16 protein-coding genes are annotated in these 20,431 nt (G+C 32.9%); 15 read left to right on the top strand and 1 reads right to left on the bottom strand.

What is annotated here, in order from left to right; genetic code table 11:
• The first annotated feature begins 187 nt into the window (after positions 1 to 187).
• The 3 genes from tarB (at position 188) to tagD (ending at position 2,841) form a co-directional block, all read left to right on the top strand.
• Complete coding sequence (gene tarB, locus AL499_RS05220; RefSeq protein WP_002493013.1) at positions 188 to 1,276, top strand: teichoic acid glycerol-phosphate primase TarB; 1,089 nt, start codon at positions 188 to 190, stop codon at positions 1,274 to 1,276.
• Positions 1,273 to 2,340 carry a glycosyltransferase family 2 protein gene (locus AL499_RS05215; RefSeq protein ID WP_002459828.1) on the top strand — a complete coding sequence of 356 codons (1,068 nt, stop codon included), beginning with the start codon at positions 1,273 to 1,275 and terminating at the stop codon, positions 2,338 to 2,340. Before tarB ends, AL499_RS05215 begins: the two co-directional genes overlap by 4 nt.
• 102 nt (positions 2,341 to 2,442) lie before the next feature.
• A complete protein-coding gene (gene tagD, locus AL499_RS05210) occupies positions 2,443 to 2,841 on the top strand; it encodes a glycerol-3-phosphate cytidylyltransferase (RefSeq protein ID WP_002459827.1) in 399 nt (132 codons plus the stop codon).
• A 333-nt stretch (positions 2,842 to 3,174) separates the two neighbouring features.
• Here the strand turns inward: tagD and pbp4 are convergent, their stop codons facing one another.
• Positions 3,175 to 4,473 (bottom strand): penicillin-binding protein PBP4, encoded by a 1,299-nt coding sequence (gene pbp4 / locus AL499_RS05205; RefSeq protein WP_002459826.1) that lies wholly within the window; start codon positions 4,471 to 4,473, stop codon positions 3,175 to 3,177.
• A 291-nt stretch (positions 4,474 to 4,764) separates the two neighbouring features.
• Between pbp4 and AL499_RS05200 the strand changes: the two genes are divergently transcribed.
• The 12 genes from AL499_RS05200 (at position 4,765) to AL499_RS05140 (ending at position 20,299) form a co-directional block, all read left to right on the top strand.
• The gene (locus AL499_RS05200; RefSeq protein WP_002479400.1) at positions 4,765 to 6,492 is read left to right on the top strand and encodes an ABC transporter ATP-binding protein; all 1,728 of its coding nucleotides are present in this window, start codon (positions 4,765 to 4,767) and stop codon (positions 6,490 to 6,492) included.
• Positions 6,493 to 6,802: 310 nt separating this feature from the next.
• Positions 6,803 to 8,290, top strand: a complete 1,488-nt coding sequence (locus tag AL499_RS05195) for a glycosyltransferase (protein ID WP_062248879.1) — start codon at positions 6,803 to 6,805, stop codon at positions 8,288 to 8,290.
• A 21-nt stretch (positions 8,291 to 8,311) separates the two neighbouring features.
• Positions 8,312 to 10,480 (top strand): bifunctional glycosyltransferase/CDP-glycerol:glycerophosphate glycerophosphotransferase, encoded by a 2,169-nt coding sequence (locus AL499_RS12295; RefSeq protein ID WP_002492961.1) that lies wholly within the window; start codon positions 8,312 to 8,314, stop codon positions 10,478 to 10,480.
• A 512-nt stretch (positions 10,481 to 10,992) separates the two neighbouring features.
• On the top strand, positions 10,993 to 12,222 hold the full coding sequence (locus tag AL499_RS05180; RefSeq protein ID WP_002459821.1) for a NupC/NupG family nucleoside CNT transporter: 1,230 nt from the start codon (positions 10,993 to 10,995) through the stop codon (positions 12,220 to 12,222).
• A gap of 558 nt (positions 12,223 to 12,780) precedes the next feature.
• Positions 12,781 to 13,050 (top strand): hypothetical protein, encoded by a 270-nt coding sequence (locus tag AL499_RS05175; RefSeq protein ID WP_002459820.1) that lies wholly within the window; start codon positions 12,781 to 12,783, stop codon positions 13,048 to 13,050.
• A 250-nt stretch (positions 13,051 to 13,300) separates the two neighbouring features.
• The gene (locus tag AL499_RS05170) at positions 13,301 to 14,143 is read left to right on the top strand and encodes a YitT family protein (RefSeq protein WP_002459819.1); all 843 of its coding nucleotides are present in this window, start codon (positions 13,301 to 13,303) and stop codon (positions 14,141 to 14,143) included.
• Between the two features lie 413 nt (positions 14,144 to 14,556).
• Positions 14,557 to 15,354 carry an ABC transporter ATP-binding protein gene (locus tag AL499_RS05165; protein WP_002492960.1) on the top strand — a complete coding sequence of 266 codons (798 nt, stop codon included), beginning with the start codon at positions 14,557 to 14,559 and terminating at the stop codon, positions 15,352 to 15,354.
• A gap of 26 nt (positions 15,355 to 15,380) precedes the next feature.
• The gene (locus tag AL499_RS05160) at positions 15,381 to 16,385 is read left to right on the top strand and encodes a FecCD family ABC transporter permease (protein WP_002492998.1); all 1,005 of its coding nucleotides are present in this window, start codon (positions 15,381 to 15,383) and stop codon (positions 16,383 to 16,385) included.
• Positions 16,382 to 17,398, top strand: a complete 1,017-nt coding sequence (locus AL499_RS05155; RefSeq protein WP_002493018.1) for a FecCD family ABC transporter permease — start codon at positions 16,382 to 16,384, stop codon at positions 17,396 to 17,398. The genes AL499_RS05160 and AL499_RS05155 overlap by 4 nt, the downstream gene beginning before the upstream one ends.
• A gap of 518 nt (positions 17,399 to 17,916) precedes the next feature.
• The gene (dhaM, locus tag AL499_RS05150) at positions 17,917 to 18,294 is read left to right on the top strand and encodes a dihydroxyacetone kinase phosphoryl donor subunit DhaM (RefSeq protein ID WP_002459815.1); all 378 of its coding nucleotides are present in this window, start codon (positions 17,917 to 17,919) and stop codon (positions 18,292 to 18,294) included.
• Positions 18,295 to 18,410: 116 nt separating this feature from the next.
• Positions 18,411 to 18,914 (top strand): hypothetical protein, encoded by a 504-nt coding sequence (locus tag AL499_RS05145; RefSeq protein WP_002459814.1) that lies wholly within the window; start codon positions 18,411 to 18,413, stop codon positions 18,912 to 18,914.
• A 317-nt stretch (positions 18,915 to 19,231) separates the two neighbouring features.
• The gene (locus tag AL499_RS05140) at positions 19,232 to 20,299 is read left to right on the top strand and encodes a YkvI family membrane protein (RefSeq protein WP_002479394.1); all 1,068 of its coding nucleotides are present in this window, start codon (positions 19,232 to 19,234) and stop codon (positions 20,297 to 20,299) included.
• Positions 20,300 to 20,431: the final 132 nt, after the last annotated feature.

Here is a 20,431-nt window from a genome sequence, read left to right as displayed (position 1 = left end):
GGCCCCAACACAGAGAAATGCGAAACACATTTCCACAAGCAAAGGAAGTTGAGTTCCAACAAAAGAATTACGTTAAAATCGTGCCTTGTTTCTAAGAAATAGTTATGGCATATTGTACAGCTTTTATTTTCTATCTATTGTAGAATCATTTATAATTTTAAACATATTATATTTTTGGCGGTGACTTATGAGAATTTTAATCAAGAAACTCTATATGGCCATTATTCATAGCTTAAATATGTTGTTTTTTCCTGTAAAAGTGAATAAGCAACATATTGTTGTATTTATGACTTTTTATGAAGATATGATGCCCATCATTAAAGCGTTAGTGCAACAGTCATATCAAATTACGGTTATTGGACCTAAAAAATACCAACAAGAGGTTGAGTCATTAGGTCATCTAAACTACTTAATTGCTGGTAATAAAGGTGTCATTCAACATATTAAAGCATTAAGCTCAGCTAGGGTAATATTAATAGATACGTATTATCTTATGTTAGGTGGTTATCGAAAAAAAAGAGGCCAAACGATTATTCAAACCTGGCACGCATCAGGTGCTCTTAAATTATTTGGTCTCCAAGATCATCAAGTAGATACTGCAAACACACAAATGGTGACACAATATAAAAAAGTTTACGATGCGACAGATTATTATCTTATTGGTGGAGAAGAAATGGGGAAGTGCTTTGAAGGTGCGTTTGATGCGCAGGCAGCACAAATGCTTAAATTTGGGCTACCTCGTTTAGTAGACTATCAACAGCAGGATATGATAAAAAGGCAGCGCGATCTCAAACAGCAGCATGGGATAACGAAGAAACTCATCGTTTACGTTCCTACATATCGTGAAGACCATGGCAACAATCGTAAAATAAACAGTGAAAAGATTGAACAAGCATTGCCAGAGTATCGTGTGATTAGTCAATTTCATCCAAGCATCGTCCATCAATCTTCAGGAATATCTACGCAAGAGTTATTGATTATGGCTGATGTGCTTATCAGTGATTACAGTTCATTGCCCATTGAAGCAAGTTTATTACACAAACCAACATTATTTTATGTTTATGATGAAACGGAATATCATGATCAGCGTGGATTAAATCAATTTTATTGGACGATTCCTGAAGTTTACAAAGTGACAGATGAAGCGGAGATAATTAATAAATTAAAGAATGATAGCGCACAACTTAAACCGTTATTTGAGAGTTGGCATGATTATAATTCAACACAGAGTTTAATGTTATTGATGAATTTTATTGATAAGTTGGTGAAAAAATGAAAATAGCAGTTATCATACCTGTATATAATGCTGAGACAACAATACGTCAGGCAGTAAAATCTATTGATACCACGCATGATGTTGAAATTATATGTGTAAATGATGGATCTACAGATGCTACGCATGAAGTATTAGAAGCACTCCAAAAAGAAGTAAAAAATATGAAAATTATAAAACAAGCTAATCGTGGTGCTGCTGCGAGTAGAAACATTGCACTGGAAGCCATGTCTGCAGATATCGAGGGCTTCTTATTCCTTGATGCGGATGATCAATATTTATCAGGAAGTATCGACAAACTAGTACATTATTTTAACAAATATGAAGATACGGATGTTGTTATCGGACAAATGGTACGAGGAAAAGAAGGGAATTGGCGTGATATTCCTACGCATGAAGTTTTAAAGCAAGAAGCTCGGGTTACATTAGCAGAATGTCCGGAAGTTCTACAGTCAATCGGACCAAGTGCTAAGTTATTTAGTGCTAAATTTAAAAATGAGCGCTTTGATGAAGATGTCGTCTACTGTGAAGAACATACATTTATGGGGCGTGTGTTCTTAAAGGCTAGGGATATTCAATTAATTCCAGACGTGGTATTGGGCTATAATGAACGAGAAGACTCTATTACTGCTAAAATTGCAGACCAATTTTTACCTTATCTAAATGATGCTAGACAAGTACGTTCTAGAATGATGTCAATTCTATTATTAGATAATGAGAAGATATATTATAGCCATCGTTTAGATAATCTCATTGTTAGTTATTTGATCCAAAATTATTTATTAAAGTATCCTAAAATTGATATAACTGTGATTGAAGCAATCATTCAATATATTAGAGATATGCAGCATACGCATTATTCAGGAGATGCTTTATTTAGAGTGATTCAAGCTGTTGAACAGGGTGCATCGCATTGGACTAAAGAAACTTATAAATTGTGGAGACAAACGTTGTTAGAAGTTGGCGTTGGAAGACCTAAGCGTTTATTGGCTTTTGAATTTAGTGTAACCCCTAAAAAAGTGCGTTTCACTAGTAAACAGAGAATCAAGAAGTTATTAAAAAAATAATACAATAATTATAAAGTGACATCTAAAAGATGGTGTAAAGAAATTATTTATGCTACATTAAGATTGTAAATTTTTAGTTAAGGATAAGGAGTTTAACATATCATGAGACGAGTCATTACTTATGGCACTTACGACTTATTACATTATGGCCATATTGAATTGTTAAGAAGAGCACGAGAAATGGGAGATTATCTCATTGTGGCACTTTCTTCAGATGAATTTAATCAGATTAAACATAAAAAGTCATATTATGATTATGAACAACGTAAAATGATGCTTGAGTCAATTCGTTACGTAGATTTAGTAATTCCAGAGAATGACTGGGGTCAAAAAGAAACAGATGTTGAGCGCTATGAGATAGATACATTTGTTATGGGTCATGATTGGGAAGGCGAATTTGATTTCTTAAAAGATAAATGCGAAGTAGTTTATTTAAAACGTACAGAAGGCATTTCTACAACGCAAATTAAACAAGAGCTTTATGGTAAAGATGCAAAATAAAAAGTTAGAGATATAAATCCTTAAAGAAGCACAAAGATGATTTGAAATTTACAATCGTCTTTGTGCTTCTTTTATAATCAATACTTCATATTGGTGGCTGAAGTTGTCTTGTTCCCTCAAGCGTTTCGCAATGACATTTAATATAAAAATAATGAAGAGGGTCTAGGACATTATTATGTTTTAGGCTATGAACTAAATATTGGTAGTAGTTGACTGGATTGAAAATACGCGGACGCCAAACTTTTTTCAATCCAGTCAACCTTGCCGGAGCGGGACTAAGAATTCATAATGAATGCTGTCCCGCTTCCTTAAACTAGGTATCCTAGGTTGTTATTATTTTCTTTTAAACAAACGTTTTATAACTTGGTAAACAATCAGTGCGATGGCAATGATAAGTAAACCAATAGCGGTGGATGTTATGATTGGATGATCTTTCCATGTGCTTTTAGCTATGGTATCTGCTTTATGAATCATAGGTTTCTGAACTTGAACGGTTGGTGGGCCGTATTGTTTAGAAATAAATTGACGTTTGTAATCTAAATGGACTTCACCATCGTTAATGACAAATTGGTAGTCTTTAGCGTGTAATGTTTTAGGAACAACATCGTAAAGATCTTTTTTGATATAATATGTTTTACCATTGATATTATGTTCGCCCTTAGAAAGTACTTTTTTGTATGCATATTGATTGAACGAACTTTCCATTATAGCGTTGCCCATTTTATTTCTCTCTTTTTCGCCACCGAGATTATTATAATCACCTACGCCTAGAATAACTTGGTTAATTCTAAACTTACCACGTTTTGTTGTAATAGTATGGTTGTAATTAGCAATATCACTAGAACCGGTTTTTAAACCATCTGTTCCTGGTAAGCTTAAGCTAGCACCTTCTAATGAATGATTAAATGTATAATACGTTACACCGTGTTGCGTTGGTGCGAGTTGTTTTGTAAAGTGAAGTATATTCGGTGTATCTGCGATGACATGTTGATCAAGAATTGCATAATCTTTTGCTGTAGATGTTGAATTATTATCATTTGTTGTTAGTTTAGGTGCAAATTCTTGCAGTTGCGTGTTTTCTGCCCCAGTTGGGTTAGTGAAATATGTATGCGTCATTCCAAGCTCTTTAGCTTTTTTATTCATAAGCTTTGTAAACGAAGTGACGTTGCCTGATACTTTGTTAGCTAATATTAATGCAGCTGCATTGCTTGAATTAGATACAGTAATTTGTAGTAATTCTGCAATGGTATACACTTCTCCAGGATAGAGTTTTGTATTACTTAATTCAGGTAACGTTGACATGCGATAATGATTTTGTGTGATTTTCACTTTATCATCAAGCGATAAGTCTCCTTTTTTGACAGCTTCTAATGTTAAATACATCGTCATAAGCTTAGTCATCGAGGCAAGATACCATTTTTTATTTCCATGGTAATTATACAAGATTTGTCCAGTTTGACTGACATTAATTGCACCTTCTGGATCGTATGCAGCAGTTATGCCAGTATAGCCATATTGGGTAGCGATTTGACTTGGGCTTAACACAGCATCCGACTCTGCAGCGAATAGATAAGGGGTAAACTGAGTAAAGCTAACAAGCACCAATATAAGTATTATAAAAATTTTTTTCATAAATTGAGTCCTTTTCTTTGAAGTTAGAATGCTCACATTTTACCACGAATATACTTTTAATAAAACTATAAATCTGATAATTAAGATGTTTTAGTACTTTATTGAATTTAAAAAAATATTAAATGTGTGTTTTTTTAATATTAGTATTATACTAATACTATAGAACTCGGAGCTTAGCAGTGTTATAGTAACAATAAACTGATAGTAAATAAGAAATGATTGAAAACAGTCAAAATAACAGAAAATAGCAAGCTTCATAATAAATAAGATAAAAATTGTAGAGGTAAAAGCATGAAAGCACAAAATCCATTATTTTTCCTGTTCAAAAAACTTAATTGGCCAGTTGGGTTGATTATAGGAGCAGTTATTATTACTAGTTTAGGTAGCATTAGTGGTTTATTAATTCCACTATTTACCGGTAAGATGGTTGATAAATTTTCAATGAGTAGTGTTAACTGGCGTACTGCCGTCATTTTTGGTAGCATTTTCATCTTAAATGCTTTGTTAAGTGGTATCGGCCTATATTTGCTAAGTAAAATTGGTGAAAAAGTAATTTACGCCATACGTTCTTTGTTATGGGAACATATTATTAAACTAAAAATGCCATTTTTTGATAAAAATGAAAGCGGTCAGCTTATGAGTCGTTTAACAGATGACACAAAGGTAATTAATGAATTTATTTCACAAAAATTACCTGATTTGTTGCCATCTATTCTAACGCTCGTGGGTTCTCTCATCATGCTATTTATCATGGATTGGCAAATGACATTATTAACCTTTATTACGATTCCAATTTTTATTGCGATCATCATGCCTTTGGGTCGTATCATGCAACATATTTCTAAAAATACACAAACAGAAATTGCTAATTTTAGTGGTTTATTAGGCCGTGTATTAACTGAAATGCGTTTAGTTAAAGTATCTAATACTGAGAGAAAAGAATTAGATAACGCGCACAGAAACTTGCAATCTATTTATAATTTAGGTTTAAAACAAGCTAAGATTACAGCAGTTATTCAACCCATTTCGAGTGTGATTATGCTGATCACGATTGCTGTCATTTTAGGATTTGGTGCCATACGTATCGCCAGCGGTGCCATCACTGCCGGAACATTGATTGCGATGATTTTTTATGTGATTCAATTATCTATGCCATTGATAAATTTATCGACATTAGTTACCGATTACAAAAAAGCAGTAGGTGCTAGTAATAGAATTTATGAAATTATGCAAGAGCCAACCGAACAGACTGAAATCACTGACGAAGAAGCGATTAACATCGTTGACGATGGAGAATTAACATTTGATCATGTGACATTCAAATATGATGTAAAGGATATATTGAAGGATGTATCATTTCGTATTCCACAAGGTCAGGTTAGTGCCTTTGTAGGTCCATCAGGTTCTGGTAAAAGTACGATTTTCAACTTAATAGAGCGCATGTATGATATTGATGGGGGAGATATCAAGTATCATAACCAAAGTATTTATGATATCTCACTGTCTAAATGGCGTAATAAAATAGGATATGTGATGCAGTCTAACTCCATGATGAGTGGGAGCATTCGCGATAATATTTTATATGGTATTAATAGACAAATTTCTGATGAAGAACTCATTGAATATAGTAAGTTAGCTAATTGTCATGATTTTATTATGCAATTTGATGATGGATATGACACGTTAGTAGGTGAACGTGGTCTTAAGCTTTCTGGTGGTCAACGCCAACGTATCGATATTGCACGTAGCTTTGTAAAAAATCCGGATATTTTATTACTAGACGAAGCCACAGCAAATCTAGATAGTGAAAGTGAACAAAAAATTCAAGAAGCGTTAGAAGTGCTCATGAAAGGACGTACAACGATTGTAATCGCTCACCGCTTATCGACAATTAAAAAGGCAGGACAAATTATCTTTATTGATCAAGGCCAAGTAACTGGTGAGGGTACGCATTCAGAGCTAATGGCTGAGCATGACAAATATCGTAAATTTGTTACGACTCAAAATTTATCAGAATAATTTTAGAGCTAGACTTTAAAACAATGAAATGATAAACAATCTTTAAGCTACGAATTAATAGATTTAATTTGAAATTATTTTATGAATATGAAATAATCAACTCTAATTTAACTATATCTAAAGCAAAGATGATTAAAGTTGAGACACAAAAATACCGACTTTAAATAGCGTCAAATTCATTTGTATCTTAAGTTAAGATGACAATATGAAGTTGGCGCTATAATGGCTTTTATATCACTTGCAAATTTTTTGCTATTGATGCAGACGTTAATCACTGTGCGTGATGCTTTGATATATTGGAGGAGATTATGTGTTATATACGGTGACTTCAACCTTACCGCCAGTGCATGGTGGAAGAACGAAATCATTATTAAAAAGAATTAAATTTTTAGAGGAAAAATTGAACAAATCATCGACAATATTGACCACAAACTATAATCCTAACTATAAAAAAGTGTATGATAAATTCAAACAACAAGGGATTATTACGGAAAATTTGAAGATTGATAATATTTATGATTGGCTAGCAGATTATAAATTGTTAGAAAAACCAAAAACGAAGTCACTATTACACCGAGGTCCAAAGGAAACCGCAGTTAAAATACCTGGGTTGACTTCTAAAGTAAAGGGAAATACGGTTAACTATTATCAACATGAACAACACGTAATGACTAGAAAATATTATAAGCATTCTAACGTAATGAAAACAGAGGAGTTACTTGCAACTGAAACGAAAGTTAAAATTCAACGTAAAGACTACACTGTAAACGGTAAACTGCATAGAATCGTCACGTATAACCCCAAAAACACCTTCAAGTTGAAAGAACAATACTATGAAAAAAAGGGTACGCTTTATTTAGAAAAACATTTTTCAAATGATCAAGAAAATAAACTGTTTCAAATTATTTATTATCCAAAGCATAAGTCTCGACGGGTCTTTAATACTGAAAAAGAAATGTTTACCTATTATTTTAATCATGTTTTGTCAGATGGCAGCGTGGTATTCAATGATGCACGACTATTAGATCGTTCATTGATTCAGTGTGAAAATAATATTAAACGTATTTTAGTACTTCATAGCAATCATCTTGAACATGGTAAAATCCGAAAGTCTTATGGTTTGGCTTTAGAAAATAGCGCGTCTATTTATAAATATCTTGTGTTGACTCACTATCAAAAGGCAGATATTCAGCAACAATTTAATATAAGTGATGATAAGATTGAAGTGATTCCACATTTTCAACATCAATTATTGACCGAACCATCCGAGAAAGTTGACGATTACTTCTGTTTTATTGGCAGGATTGCTAAAGAAAAACAGCTCAATCATCTTATTCATGCTTTCCAACAATATTTGGCTAAAGGATATAATAGTCAACTTCATATTTATGGAGAAGATGTTGACAATCAAGTGTCATCTTTAAAAGACTTAACAACTGAATTAGGTATTTGTGATAATGTAGTGTTTAATACGCATACAAATCAGCCAGAGCGTGTCTTTCAACATGCTACAGCGTCATTGCTGACCACCCAATATGAAGGCTTTGGCATGACGATTATGGAAAGTATTCATAACGGTTGCCCTGTGGTATCATATGACGTTCGGTATGGACCTAGTGAGCTGATTATTGATGGTGAAAATGGGCTATTAATTGATGCGGGCGACGTGACCGCTTTTGCTAATGGAATAGAAAAAGTTAGAAATATCAAGCGTGAAGATGTAAAATTAAGTGAAAAATTTAGTGAAGCTGCAGCGGTAAAAAACTATCAAAAACTTATCCAAGAGATAAGTAACTAAAGTAAAATGGAGCGAAACATATTGAATAAATTATCGGTTATTGTGACATATTATAACAATGAAGACCATATTGGTGATTGTATCACCAGTTTAAAAAAACAGAGAAATCAAGATTTTGATATCATTATTGTCGATGACGGTTCAATAGATGCATCGACAGAAATATTACAACATCAATTAGCAACGTATGATAAAGATGTGACATTCGTTCAAATCGAACATAACTCAGGGCATGCACATGCACGAAATGTGGCATTAGACTATGTTGATACCCCATATGTGATGTTCCTTGATGCGGATGACCAATTAGCAAGCTATGCAATAGACTTTTATTTAAACCATGTGAATGGACTTGATGGCTTGATTGCTCCCATTCATAAGTTTACCAATCATCGACCACAGTACGTTGATAAAGATAAAGTACGTTTAGAGTATTTATCACACCAAACAAATCCTAATTCTTTTTTACGAAAACATACAGTTTGTAATATATTATTCAGAACAGCTATTATTAAAGCCCATCACATTAGATTCAATGAAAGTTTAAGAATTTTTACAGATATGTCATTTACACTGGAATATTTGAAATACGCTGAACATTTTGTCAGAGTTTTTGACTTCCCATTTTATTATCGTGGAGAAGTTTATGATCCATTTAATGGCAATACATTAAGTGATCAAGATTTTGTTTTGACATTTGATGATTATGTGGAGAGCTTTTTCGATGCGATGCAACGTACTGATAATAAAAAAATTCAAAGCTTTTTAATAGATAAAATGAAAAATGAAATTAAACAAGGATTTGATCCATCATTAAGAGATATAAAAGCGCGTTATGTTGCATTGGAAGACAGTTTAATTAAAGTGGTTAAAGCAGTGAAATGGAATATTATTCGAGATGGTAAATTACTTTATAATCTTGAAGTGCTTTTCCTTGCTATGAATGATGTGGACCATGCGAAATACATCAATAAGTTACGTAAAAAAACGAGATTAGTCAAAGATATTGTTACTAATAGCAAAGCGAAAGAACGCTCAAGATATCAATTGACAGATGATAAAGATATTGTAGATGACAAGACAATTGTCTTTGAATCATTTGGTGGTAAAAATTATAGTGACAGTCCAAAATATATTTATGAATATATGCAACAACACTACCCACAGTTAAATTATATTTGGGTTTGTGCTAGACCAGAACAAACTGTCATTCCAGGAAATGCTATTAAAGTGCAAAAAGGTTCTAGGGCGTATTATCAAGCATATGCTAAAGCAAAATATTGGGTTTCTAATGCTCGTCTACCACTGTACTTAAATAAAAAAGAAAACCAAGTATATATTCAAACATGGCATGGTACACCACTAAAGCGTTTGGCTAATGATATGAAAGTTGTCAGAATGCCAGGAACAACAACAGCAAATTATAAGAAGAACTTTTATTCTGAAGCTTCACGCTGGGATTATTTAGTGTCTCCAAATAGATATTCTACAAATATCTTTAAAACTGCTTTTTGGATGGATGAGGCCCGTATTTGGGAAATAGGATATCCACGTAATGATGTCTTAGTCACACGTCAAAATGATACAGATTATCTAAATCAAATTAAGAGAGATTTAAATCTCCCAGAAGATAAAAAAGTAATCATGTATGCACCGACTTGGCGAGATGATGAATTTGTCAAAAAAGGACAATATCTATTTGATTTAAAAATCAATTTGGCTAACTTACAAAAGCAAATCGGTGATGACTATGTGATTTTATTGCGTATGCATTATTTAATTGCAAATGCTTTAGATTTAAATGGATATGAAGATTTCGCGATAGATGTTTCTAATTATAATGATATTTCAGAACTATATTTAATCTCAGATGCCTTAATTACCGACTATTCGTCTGTTATGTTTGATTATGGTATTCTAAAACGACCACAATTCTTCTTTGCTTATGATATTGAAAAATATGATAAAGGCCTTCGTGGTTTTTATATGGATTATATGAATGATTTACCAGGAGAAATTATCACTGATGAATTTAAATTAGCTGAAGAACTCAAACACATTGATAAACATAAAGAACGCTATAAAGATAAAATTGAGAAGTTTTATCAAGACTTTTGTTCACTTGAGAAAGGTCATGCTTCACAGTTTATTGGTGATCATATTTATAATGATATTCATCGTCATCAATAGTATAAATAAGCGCCAATCAAATTTAGAATATTAATCATAGAATGAGACGCCCTAAATGTATTGTCAGAATTCATTTAGGGTGTTTTTATAATAATGATTTATAGTATTGTCTTAATTTTCAAGGGTGCTATCATAACTTTGGATGGATACTAATTTCCTTGAAGACTTGCCTCAGTCAATAGCTATTTATATAAAATTTGATAAATTATCACTAAATACCAGAAAAATACTAGATCTACAACACGATAAATATAGTATTAATAAAAAAATGGCGATTTCTATTAAAAACAAAGTAGAAATTGCCATTTTCTTTGTTTAGAAACAATTTATATACTGAATGCTATTTTGTTGTAATTATGAATTTGCTAAAACATCATATCCTCTTATGGTAAGCCCGTGGTATAATATTTCATGTAGAATTTACAGATATTTTACATGTTTACTTTAAAAAGTGTATTCAAAATCTCATCTTAGATTGTTCATTTAAGGTGAAATAAAAAGGTAGGTGCCTTATGTTTTTAATTATCAATATTATAGGGTTATTTGTATTTTTAGGCATTGCTTATGCATGTTCGCGCAATCGGAAACATATTCAATGGAAGTCAATAGGAATATTAGTTGCACTTAATCTCTTTTTGGCATGGTTCTTTGTGTACTTTGAACAGGGAAGAAAAGTCGTTAGAGGTTTAGCTAACGCGATAGCTTGGGTTATTCAATCAGCGAATGAAGGAACTGGCTTTGCCTTTAAAAGTTTTGTGAGTGGGAAAATGATGGACATGGCAGTCAGTGCATTATTTCCTATTTTGTTAATTGTGCCATTGTTTGATATTTTAATGTATTTTAACGTGTTACCTAAAATTATTGGGGGCATAGGTTGGTTACTAGCAAAAATTACGCGTCAGCCAAAGTTTGAATCATTCTTTGGTGTCGAAATGATGTTTTTAGGTAATACAGAAGCTTTAGCTGTTTCGAATGAGCAATTAAAGCGTATGAATGAAATGCGTGTGTTAACCGTAGCAATGATGTCGATGAGTTCGATTTCTGGAGCTATTGTTGGCGCTTACGTTCGCATGATTCCAGGAGATTTAGTCTTAACAGCAATACCGCTTAATATTATCAATGCTATTATTGTAACGTCATTGCTCAATCCAGTGACGGTTGAAGAACAGGAAGATATTATCTATAGTATTAATACGAATAAACAAGAACGTCAACCGTTCTTTTCATTTTTAGGCGATTCTGTCTTAGCTGCAGGCAAGTTAGTACTGATTATTATCGCCTTTGTAATTAGTTTTGTAGCATTAGCAGATTTGTTTGATCGTTTTATTAATCTTATAACAGGGTTAATTGCTGGTTGGATGGGCTTCAAATTTAGCTTTGGTTTAGACCAAATACTAGGTGCAATTATGTATCCATTTGCGCTACTATTAGGTTTACCAATAGACCAAGCTTGGCACGTGGCACAAGATATGGCTAAGAAAATTGTGACAAATGAATTTGTTGTAATGGGGAAAATTTCGAGTGTCATAGATACATATAGTCCACATCGACGTGCAGTGATTTCAACATTCTTGGTATCTTTTGCAAACTTCTCGACAATCGGAATGATTATTGGAACATTAAAAGGCATTGTCGATAAGAAGACATCAGATTTTGTGTCTAAATATGTGCCTATGATGTTATTATCTGGTATTTTAGTGTCATTATTAACAGCTGCTTTTGTTGGCTTATTTGCTTGGTAATGAAAAATAAAAAGCCCCTATGCTATTACATGACTAAATGTATAGTATTGGGGTGTACTTATGTTTAGTAAATAGATAAAAACCAAGCACGAACAGTAAGGACACACTCTTTGCACTTGGTTTTTATGGGAAATGAATATTAATGTACTTGTAACGGTAAGGACTAGGTACTGTCACAGTACTTCGAGCAAAATTTGTTTGTTAATATAAACAACACAAAGGAGATAACTTCTCTTAATAAGAAGTTATACACATTATAACAGAAGAGAACTAAAATGTGAATAGAAAATTCAGAAAATTTAAATTTGTTTATAAATTCATTGCTTAACTTGATTTTATGGCACGCATAGTATTTACTTTTTTAATAATTATAATGAATAGTTATCAGAAGTATAGAACTGAAAATGAAGTGCATCATAAAAGTGTTGAAAAGCTCATACTACTTGTAGTTATATAGAGGGTATGTTTATATTATAATCGAAAGGATTATGTAAAAAATGCTTAAGCAAGGCGATAAAAAGTACATATAGGACACTTATATAAGTGGGTGAATATAATATGGAACGTGTAATATATGGTATTAATATCCTTAACTATATCATCGTTTTAACTATGATTTTTATCTTTAGAGATGCGTTAAGTAGTTATGGATTTTACATTGTTGCTACCTTTAGTGCAACAAGTTTACTGTTATTACTATTATCTATAATTTATAGTATTTATTATCGATACAATGATGACTTGAAAAATCATTGCTACATTAGCGTTTTTATCAATTTATTTAATATCATAATTATCGCTACAGCACTTTTAATCTTTTTATTCTAAGCTTCAATGAAATATATACTTACGTAATTTATATTAAATTCGGTTGACTTGTAAATTAATTAAGAAAGAATAGAGCGAAATAGCAAAGAAGTAACGAACTTTGCTTTCGCTTTTTTTATATCTTATTTTCTAAAAGTAGCGACTTTAGTCTCAACTTTTAGAAAATTTAATCATCACAGGTTTAAATTTCATATAAAGTCTCGTATGATGTTTATATATTACAGCTTTTACCTAAGACATTGCAGAGGGGATGAGTATAGTGAATAAACTTATTAGAGATATAGTATTTGTTATTATAGGTTCTTTTATTTTTTCTGCTGGTGTGAATGCCTTTATTATTTCCGGTAATTTAGGTGAAGGTGGTGTGACAGGTATGGCAATCATACTTTACTATGCCTTTCATATTTCGCCGGCAGTGACTAATTTTGTTGCTAATGCTATTTTAATCATCGCAGGTTACAAGTTTCTAAGTAAACGAAGCACGTATTTAACCATTTTGGCAACCATATTAATCTCTGTATTTTTAGGATTAACTGAAAACTGGCATATTAAAACGTCAAATATCATTATTAATTGCATATTTGGTGGTGGTTCGGTGGGACTTGGTATTGGGATAATCGTGTTAGCCGGAGGAACAACTGCTGGGACAACAATTCTTGCACGGATTGCTAATAAATATTTAGACGTTAGTACACCTTATGCTTTGCTCTTTTTTGATTTAATTGTGGTGCTGATTTCTTTAACAGTATTACCAATAGAAATGGTATTAGTCACTGTTATTTCACTCTATATAGGTACTAAAGTTATGGAATATGTCATTGAAGGATTAAACACAAAAAAAGCAATGACCATTATTTCAAGTAAGTCTGAAGATGTAGCTAAAGCAATTGGTGAGCAGGTAGGAAGAGGCCTGACCATATTAAATGGGCATGGGTATTATACACGAGAGCAAAAAGATGTCTTGTACGTGGTCATCAGTAAGACGCAAGTGTCAAGAGCAAAGCGCATTATTAAGCGTATTGATGATCATGCATTTTTAGTGATTCACGATGTGCGTGATGTCTATGGGAATGGTTTTCTTGTTGAAGAATAATCAAAGGAATAGAACAGAAATCGAACTTCTTAACAAAGGTTGTATTGTTTTGCACAATAATCATGCTATGTTGGAACACGTAGTGCTTATTTATATTTGTTGAATCCCACATGATTGTTGTTGGGAGCGGGACAGCATTCATTATAAATTCGTAGTCCCGCCCCGGCAAGGTTGACTAGGAATGAAAAAAGCGTGGTATAAGCGTATTTTCAATTCAGTCAACTACTGTCAATATAGTGTTCATCGCCTAAAATATATTGATGTCTCAACCATTTTGTATAAATAAAAAAGTTTGTTAGTCAATAACTTGTAAAGATGTTATAATAGCTTTTATGATAATGATTATCAATTGCGTTGTGACAATTAAAATATAGAATAGAAATAAATGAGAATAAATAGAAAGTTGGGGAATTATGAGTCGCTTGAATGGACAACAAGTTGAAATTGGATATGGTGATCATACGATAATTAATAACCTTGATGTAGAAATTCCTGATGGTAAAATAACATCAATAATTGGACCAAATGGATGTGGGAAATCTACGTTATTGAAAGCTTTATCTCGATTACTGTTGATAAAAAAAGGACAAATTATACTTGATGGTGAAAGTATTCATACACAGTCAACAAAAGAAATTGCTAAAAAGATTGCAATTTTACCACAATCTCCAGAAGTAGCTGATGGTTTAACGGTAGGTGAACTTGTTTCATATGGCCGTTTTCCGCATCAGAAAGGATTTGGTCGTCTTTCAGCTGAAGATAAAAAAGAAATTGATTGGGCATTAACTGTAACAGGAACATATGACTTCCGTCACCGCTCAATTAATGACTTAAGTGGTGGACAAAGACAACGCGTATGGATTGCAATGGCCTTAGCACAAAAAACCGACATTATATTTTTGGATGAACCTACAACATACTTAGATATTTGTCACCAGTTAGAAATTTTAGAACTTGTTCAGCGTTTAAACGAAGAACAAGGGTGTACCATTGTGATGGTCTTACATGATATTAACCAGGCTATTCGCTTTTCAGACCATTTGATTGCTATGAAAGATGGGGAAATCGTCGCAAATGGTACAACTAAAGAGGTACTTACAAAGGAAATTTTAGAACAGGTGTTTAATATTGATGTTGTGTTAAGTGAAGATCCACGTACAGGCAAACCATTATTAGTTACCTATGATTTGTTTAGTAAAACATACTCATAAAGATATTTTGAAAAGGATACGTTTTTATGTCGAGCAAAGTAAGTAAGAAAAGAATCAGTTTTATTGTTTATTTGATAGCGACAATAATATTGCTAATAATGGCATTATTATGCTCCATCCTAATAGGGGATGCTAAAATTGATTTTGACACTATCATGGAAGCAATTTTTAATTATAATCCACATAATCAGCAGCATAATATTATTAGTGAAATTCGTATACCAAGAGATTTAGGTGCTGTCCTTGTTGGGATGGCTTTAGCAGTCGCTGGTGCTGTCATTCAAGGCGTAACTAAAAATGGATTGGCAGACCCTAGCTTAATTGGTTTAAATTCAGGTGCATCATTTGGATTGGCAACAACGTTTGCTTTTTATCCAAGTGCACCTTTTTTAATCATGATGTTGGCTGGATTTTTGGGAGCTATGATAGGTGGATTGATTGTCTTGATGATTGGTAGGTCAAGACGTGACGGATTTAATCCCATGCGCATTATTCTAGCTGGTGCAGCGGTCAGTGCAATGTTGACGGCTTTGAGTCAAGGGATAGCATTGGTATTTCGATTAAATCAATCGTTGACGTTTTGGTCAGCTGGAGGTGTATCAGGTATCACGTGGCATCAATTATGGTGGAGTGGTCCGATCATTATTGTTGCAATCATCGTGATGTTAACCATAAGTAAGCAGTTGACGATTTTAAACCTAGGTGAATCTTTAGCAAAAGGATTAGGTCAGAATGTAACGCTGATTAGAGGCTTAAGTTTAATTTTATCAATGGTACTTGCTGGTGTAGCAGTCTCTATGGTAGGGCAAATCGCATTTGTTGGTTTAATGGTACCTCACATAGTTCGATTTTTAGTTGGTACGGATTATGCTAAAGTATTGCCATTGACAGCGATTATGGGTGGTTTGCTGATGATTGTAGCAGATACAGTAGCGCGCATGTTAGGAGATGCTCCAGTGGGTGCAATCATATCATTTATCGGTGTACCTTACTTCTTATATCTTGTTAAAAGAGGAGGGCGTTCGATATGATTGATCCAAGACTTAGACGTAAACAAATCATTACATTTATTATCATCACGGTGTTATTACTTTTTGCATGTGCTCTAAGTGTTTCGACCGGTGAATATAAAATTCCTATGGATCGTTTCTTTAAAACGTTATTCGGTTTTGGAGAATATACTGACCAGCTTATCTTGATGGAATTTAGGTTTCCAAGAATGATTATTACTATTTTAGCAGGCGCCGCATTAAGTATGAGTGGCGCGATTATTCAAAGTGTTACTAAAAATCCAATTGCAGAACCAGGTATTTTAGGTATTAATGCTGGTGGCGGTTTTGCCATTGCCATTTTTGTTTCTATAGGGCAAGTTGATCCAGATAATTTCATTTATGTGTTACCACTCATTAGTATTATTGGTGGTGTAGCAACTGCACTTTTAATTTTTTCATTTAGTTTAAATAAAAGAGATGGCATTACGCCATCGAGTATGGTGCTTGTAGGTGTTGGAATGCAAGCAGCATTGTATGGCGGCTCGATTACGTTAACTTCTAAATTTGATGAAGATCAGTCAGAGTTCATCGCGAATTGGTTTGCAGGAAGTATATGGGGAGACGAATGGGCATTTGTACTTGCATTCTTACCATGGATTGTGATTATTTTACCTTATTTATTATTTAAATCTAATGAATTAAATTTAATTAACACACATGAACACATTGCAAAAGGCTTAGGTGTTAAATTAGAACGTGAAAGAATCGTGTTGTTTTTTGTAGCAGTAATACTTTCTTCAGTTGCCGTAGCTGTTGCTGGCTCGATTGCTTTTATTGGCTTGATGGGGCCACATATTGCTAAGACAATTGTTGGTCCAAGACATCAACTTTTCTTACCTATAGCAGTAGTAATAGGTGCGTTCTTGCTTGTTATTTCAGATACAATTGGTAAATTAGTTTTAGAACCAACAGGTATACCTGCAGGCATTGTAGTAGCCATTATCGGTGCACCTTATTTCCTATTTTTAATGTATAAAGCTAAATCTATTTAATAAAATTCGTGTTGGAATGAATCAAAAAGGTAAAATATTTAGCTAAGTCAATACAGCTAATACCATTTGTAAAAGTATTAATGAGCCAATGTGCTTGCTTTTTTGAATTTTGATAAATTACATTACGATTGATAACTTGATGTTGCCGGGAGCGGGACTACGAATTCATAATGAATTCTGTACCGCTCCTTATATTTATGTATTGGTAGTAGTTGTAGTAAATATGTGATATGCAGTTAAAACATTATGCATCCTTTATATAGCCATAAATGATATATCAAGCGGTTTCTTAAAATGAAAATTCGACAATGATGAAAGATTGATTTTAATGCATGCATCGTATATTTTATAAGTGAATATGACCTGGTCAAAACGGAAGATAGCATCTTGTTGGGTTTTAAGTGGAAAAGTACAATTAATGTTGGCATTTCATATGTAATATTTTATATAATTTATAGTAATACAACTTGTGATAGATGGCAGAAGGTAAAAATACTAAATGCAGGGAGAGATGACTTATGACAGCAATTGTTTTGGTAAGTCATAGTGAAGCGATTGCAAATGGTACGAAAGACTTACTGAAGGATATCTCAAAAGATGTTAATATTATTGCATATGGTGGAGAAAATCATAAGTATGGAACGTCAGCAGACGATATTTTAACAATACTGAATCAATTAGAAGAAGATGCATTGTGTTTTTATGACTTAGGATCGGCAGATATGAATTTAGACTTAGCAATTGAGGCATATGATGGAAGTTTTCATATTTATAAAGTGAATGCGCCAATTGTGGAGGGTAGTTTTACCGCAACAGTAAATTTGTCAATGGGAGAAACTGTTGACAAAATATTAAATGATATTGAACAATATTCATTCAAAAAATCAACATTTTAATTATAAAATTAAAATGTAAAAGTTATACTGTGAAATTTTTGCATAGTGCATGCGAAAATGTAAGGTTTATGTTAAACTAAGGAAAATGAGTCCATCTGTGAAAGGAGGACATTAGTATGCAAGAACAAATAAAGAATTTAGTTTTAAATGGTAACTTTGATGCTGTAAGAGAATTAATGTCCGAAGCAGATTATTTAGAATTTGAAGAAGCATATATCTCAAGTGCACATGAAGTTGAAAGCATGATGTTTTATACGTGCATTTTAGATATGATAAAAGATGAAGAAACAGCTGAATTACATGATTTAGCATTTTTATTACTTGTTTACCCATTGAGTGAAGCAGAAGGTGCGTTGAATTCTGCATATTATCATGCACAAGCATCTATTCAATTAACTGAAGGTAAAGAAGTGAAAAGCTTATTACAAATGCTGTTACTACATGCAATTCCTGAGCCAGTCATTTCAGATGCAAAAGCACTTAAAGTAGCTAAACAAATATTGAAATTAGATCCATCGAATAGTGTGGCAAGAAATATTCTTAAAGAGACAGCTAAACGTATGGATAACGTTGTTGTAGATTTCAACGAATTAAATCGCTATAAAGATGCACATTCATAATATCATTTAAGCTGCGTTAGAAAACCCTTAAACTTGTCAATTGATGAGTTTAGGGCTTTTCTTTTGTTGAAAACGGTTTGCATCTTATCTTCTACTTTCGTGTGTTTACTGTTATAGTATTAAGGTTAATTAGAAATTCAGAAGCAAAGATGCACTACATAACAAAAAAATGGGTAATATTACAACGAGCTCTATTGCTGTTTAGCATAGGCAATAACGCTGATTTGCACCGTCACAACAGCTTTATGCATACTTGCATATTGCAATCAGTACGTTATAATGCTCAATGTCTAAATTTTAAGGAGGTAATTATTTACATGGGGCTGAATAAAGAAGCTGTTAAAATAGGTTTCGCTTACGTCGGCATTGTTGTCGGCGCAGGATTTTCAACCGGTCAAGAAGTTATGCAATTCTTTACACCTTATGGTTTATGGTCATATATTGGTGTAGTTTTATCTGGTTTAATATTAGGATTCATTGGGCGCCAAGTAGCTAAAATTGGTACAGCATTTGAAGCGACAAACCATGAATCAACGCTTCAGTACATTTTTGGTGAAAAGTTTAGTAAAATATTCGATTATATTCTTGTCTTTTTCTTATTTGGTATTGCAGTTACAATGATTGCAGGTGCAGGATCTACATTTACTGAGAGTTTTGGTATTCCTACATGGCTTGGTGCATTAATTATGACATTGGTCATCTACGGCACATTACTTTTAGACTTCAATAAAATCGTACAGGCGTTAGGAATAGTAACGCCATTCTTAATTGTGATGGTCGTGTTAATCGCTATTGTGTACTTATTTAAAGGCACAGTACCTTTAAATGAAGTTGATCAAGTTGTTCCTAAAACAAGTATCGTTTGGGGCATATTAAAAGGTTTACAATACGGAGGACTAGCATTTGCTGTTGGATTTAGTACCATTGTAGCTATCGGGGGTGATGCTTCAAAACGTCACGTCTCAGGTGCAGGTGCAATGTTTGGAGGTATTGTTTATACTATTTTGTTAGCACTTATTAACTTTGCTTTACAAACAGAATATCCAAATATTAAAGATGCGGCAATACCTACATTAAACCTAGCTAATGAAATCAATTCTTGGTTAGGATTGATATTGACAATAATTATGTTAGCTGTCATGTATAATACGATATTAGGTTTATGCTATTCATTTGCTGCACGTTTTACTGAACCGTACAGTAAGAAGTATCATATTTTTATAATAATCATGATGATTGCAGCATATATTTTAAGCTTCGTAGGCTTTGCTGATTTAATTAACTCACTTTATAATATTATGGGAGTTGTAGGATTATTTATTGTTGTTGCAGTACTTATAAAATATTTTAAACGTAAAAATGACAATAAAAAACATATTGCGTAAAGAATCATGGCAATTACGCTTTACAATTAAATTAAGTTGTTTTAATCTTAAAAGCAATTCGTCACTATGAAAAAGGCGAGTTGCTTTAATTTTACAATGTTAAATTGAGTAGAAGAAGTCTATTGATTATGG

The organism is Staphylococcus lugdunensis (genome assembly GCF_001558775.1).
GTDB lineage: Bacteria > Bacillota > Bacilli > Staphylococcales > Staphylococcaceae > Staphylococcus > Staphylococcus lugdunensis.
Note: the sequence above shows the minus strand (reverse complement) of the source record. Positions and strands in the feature narration are given on the sequence as shown.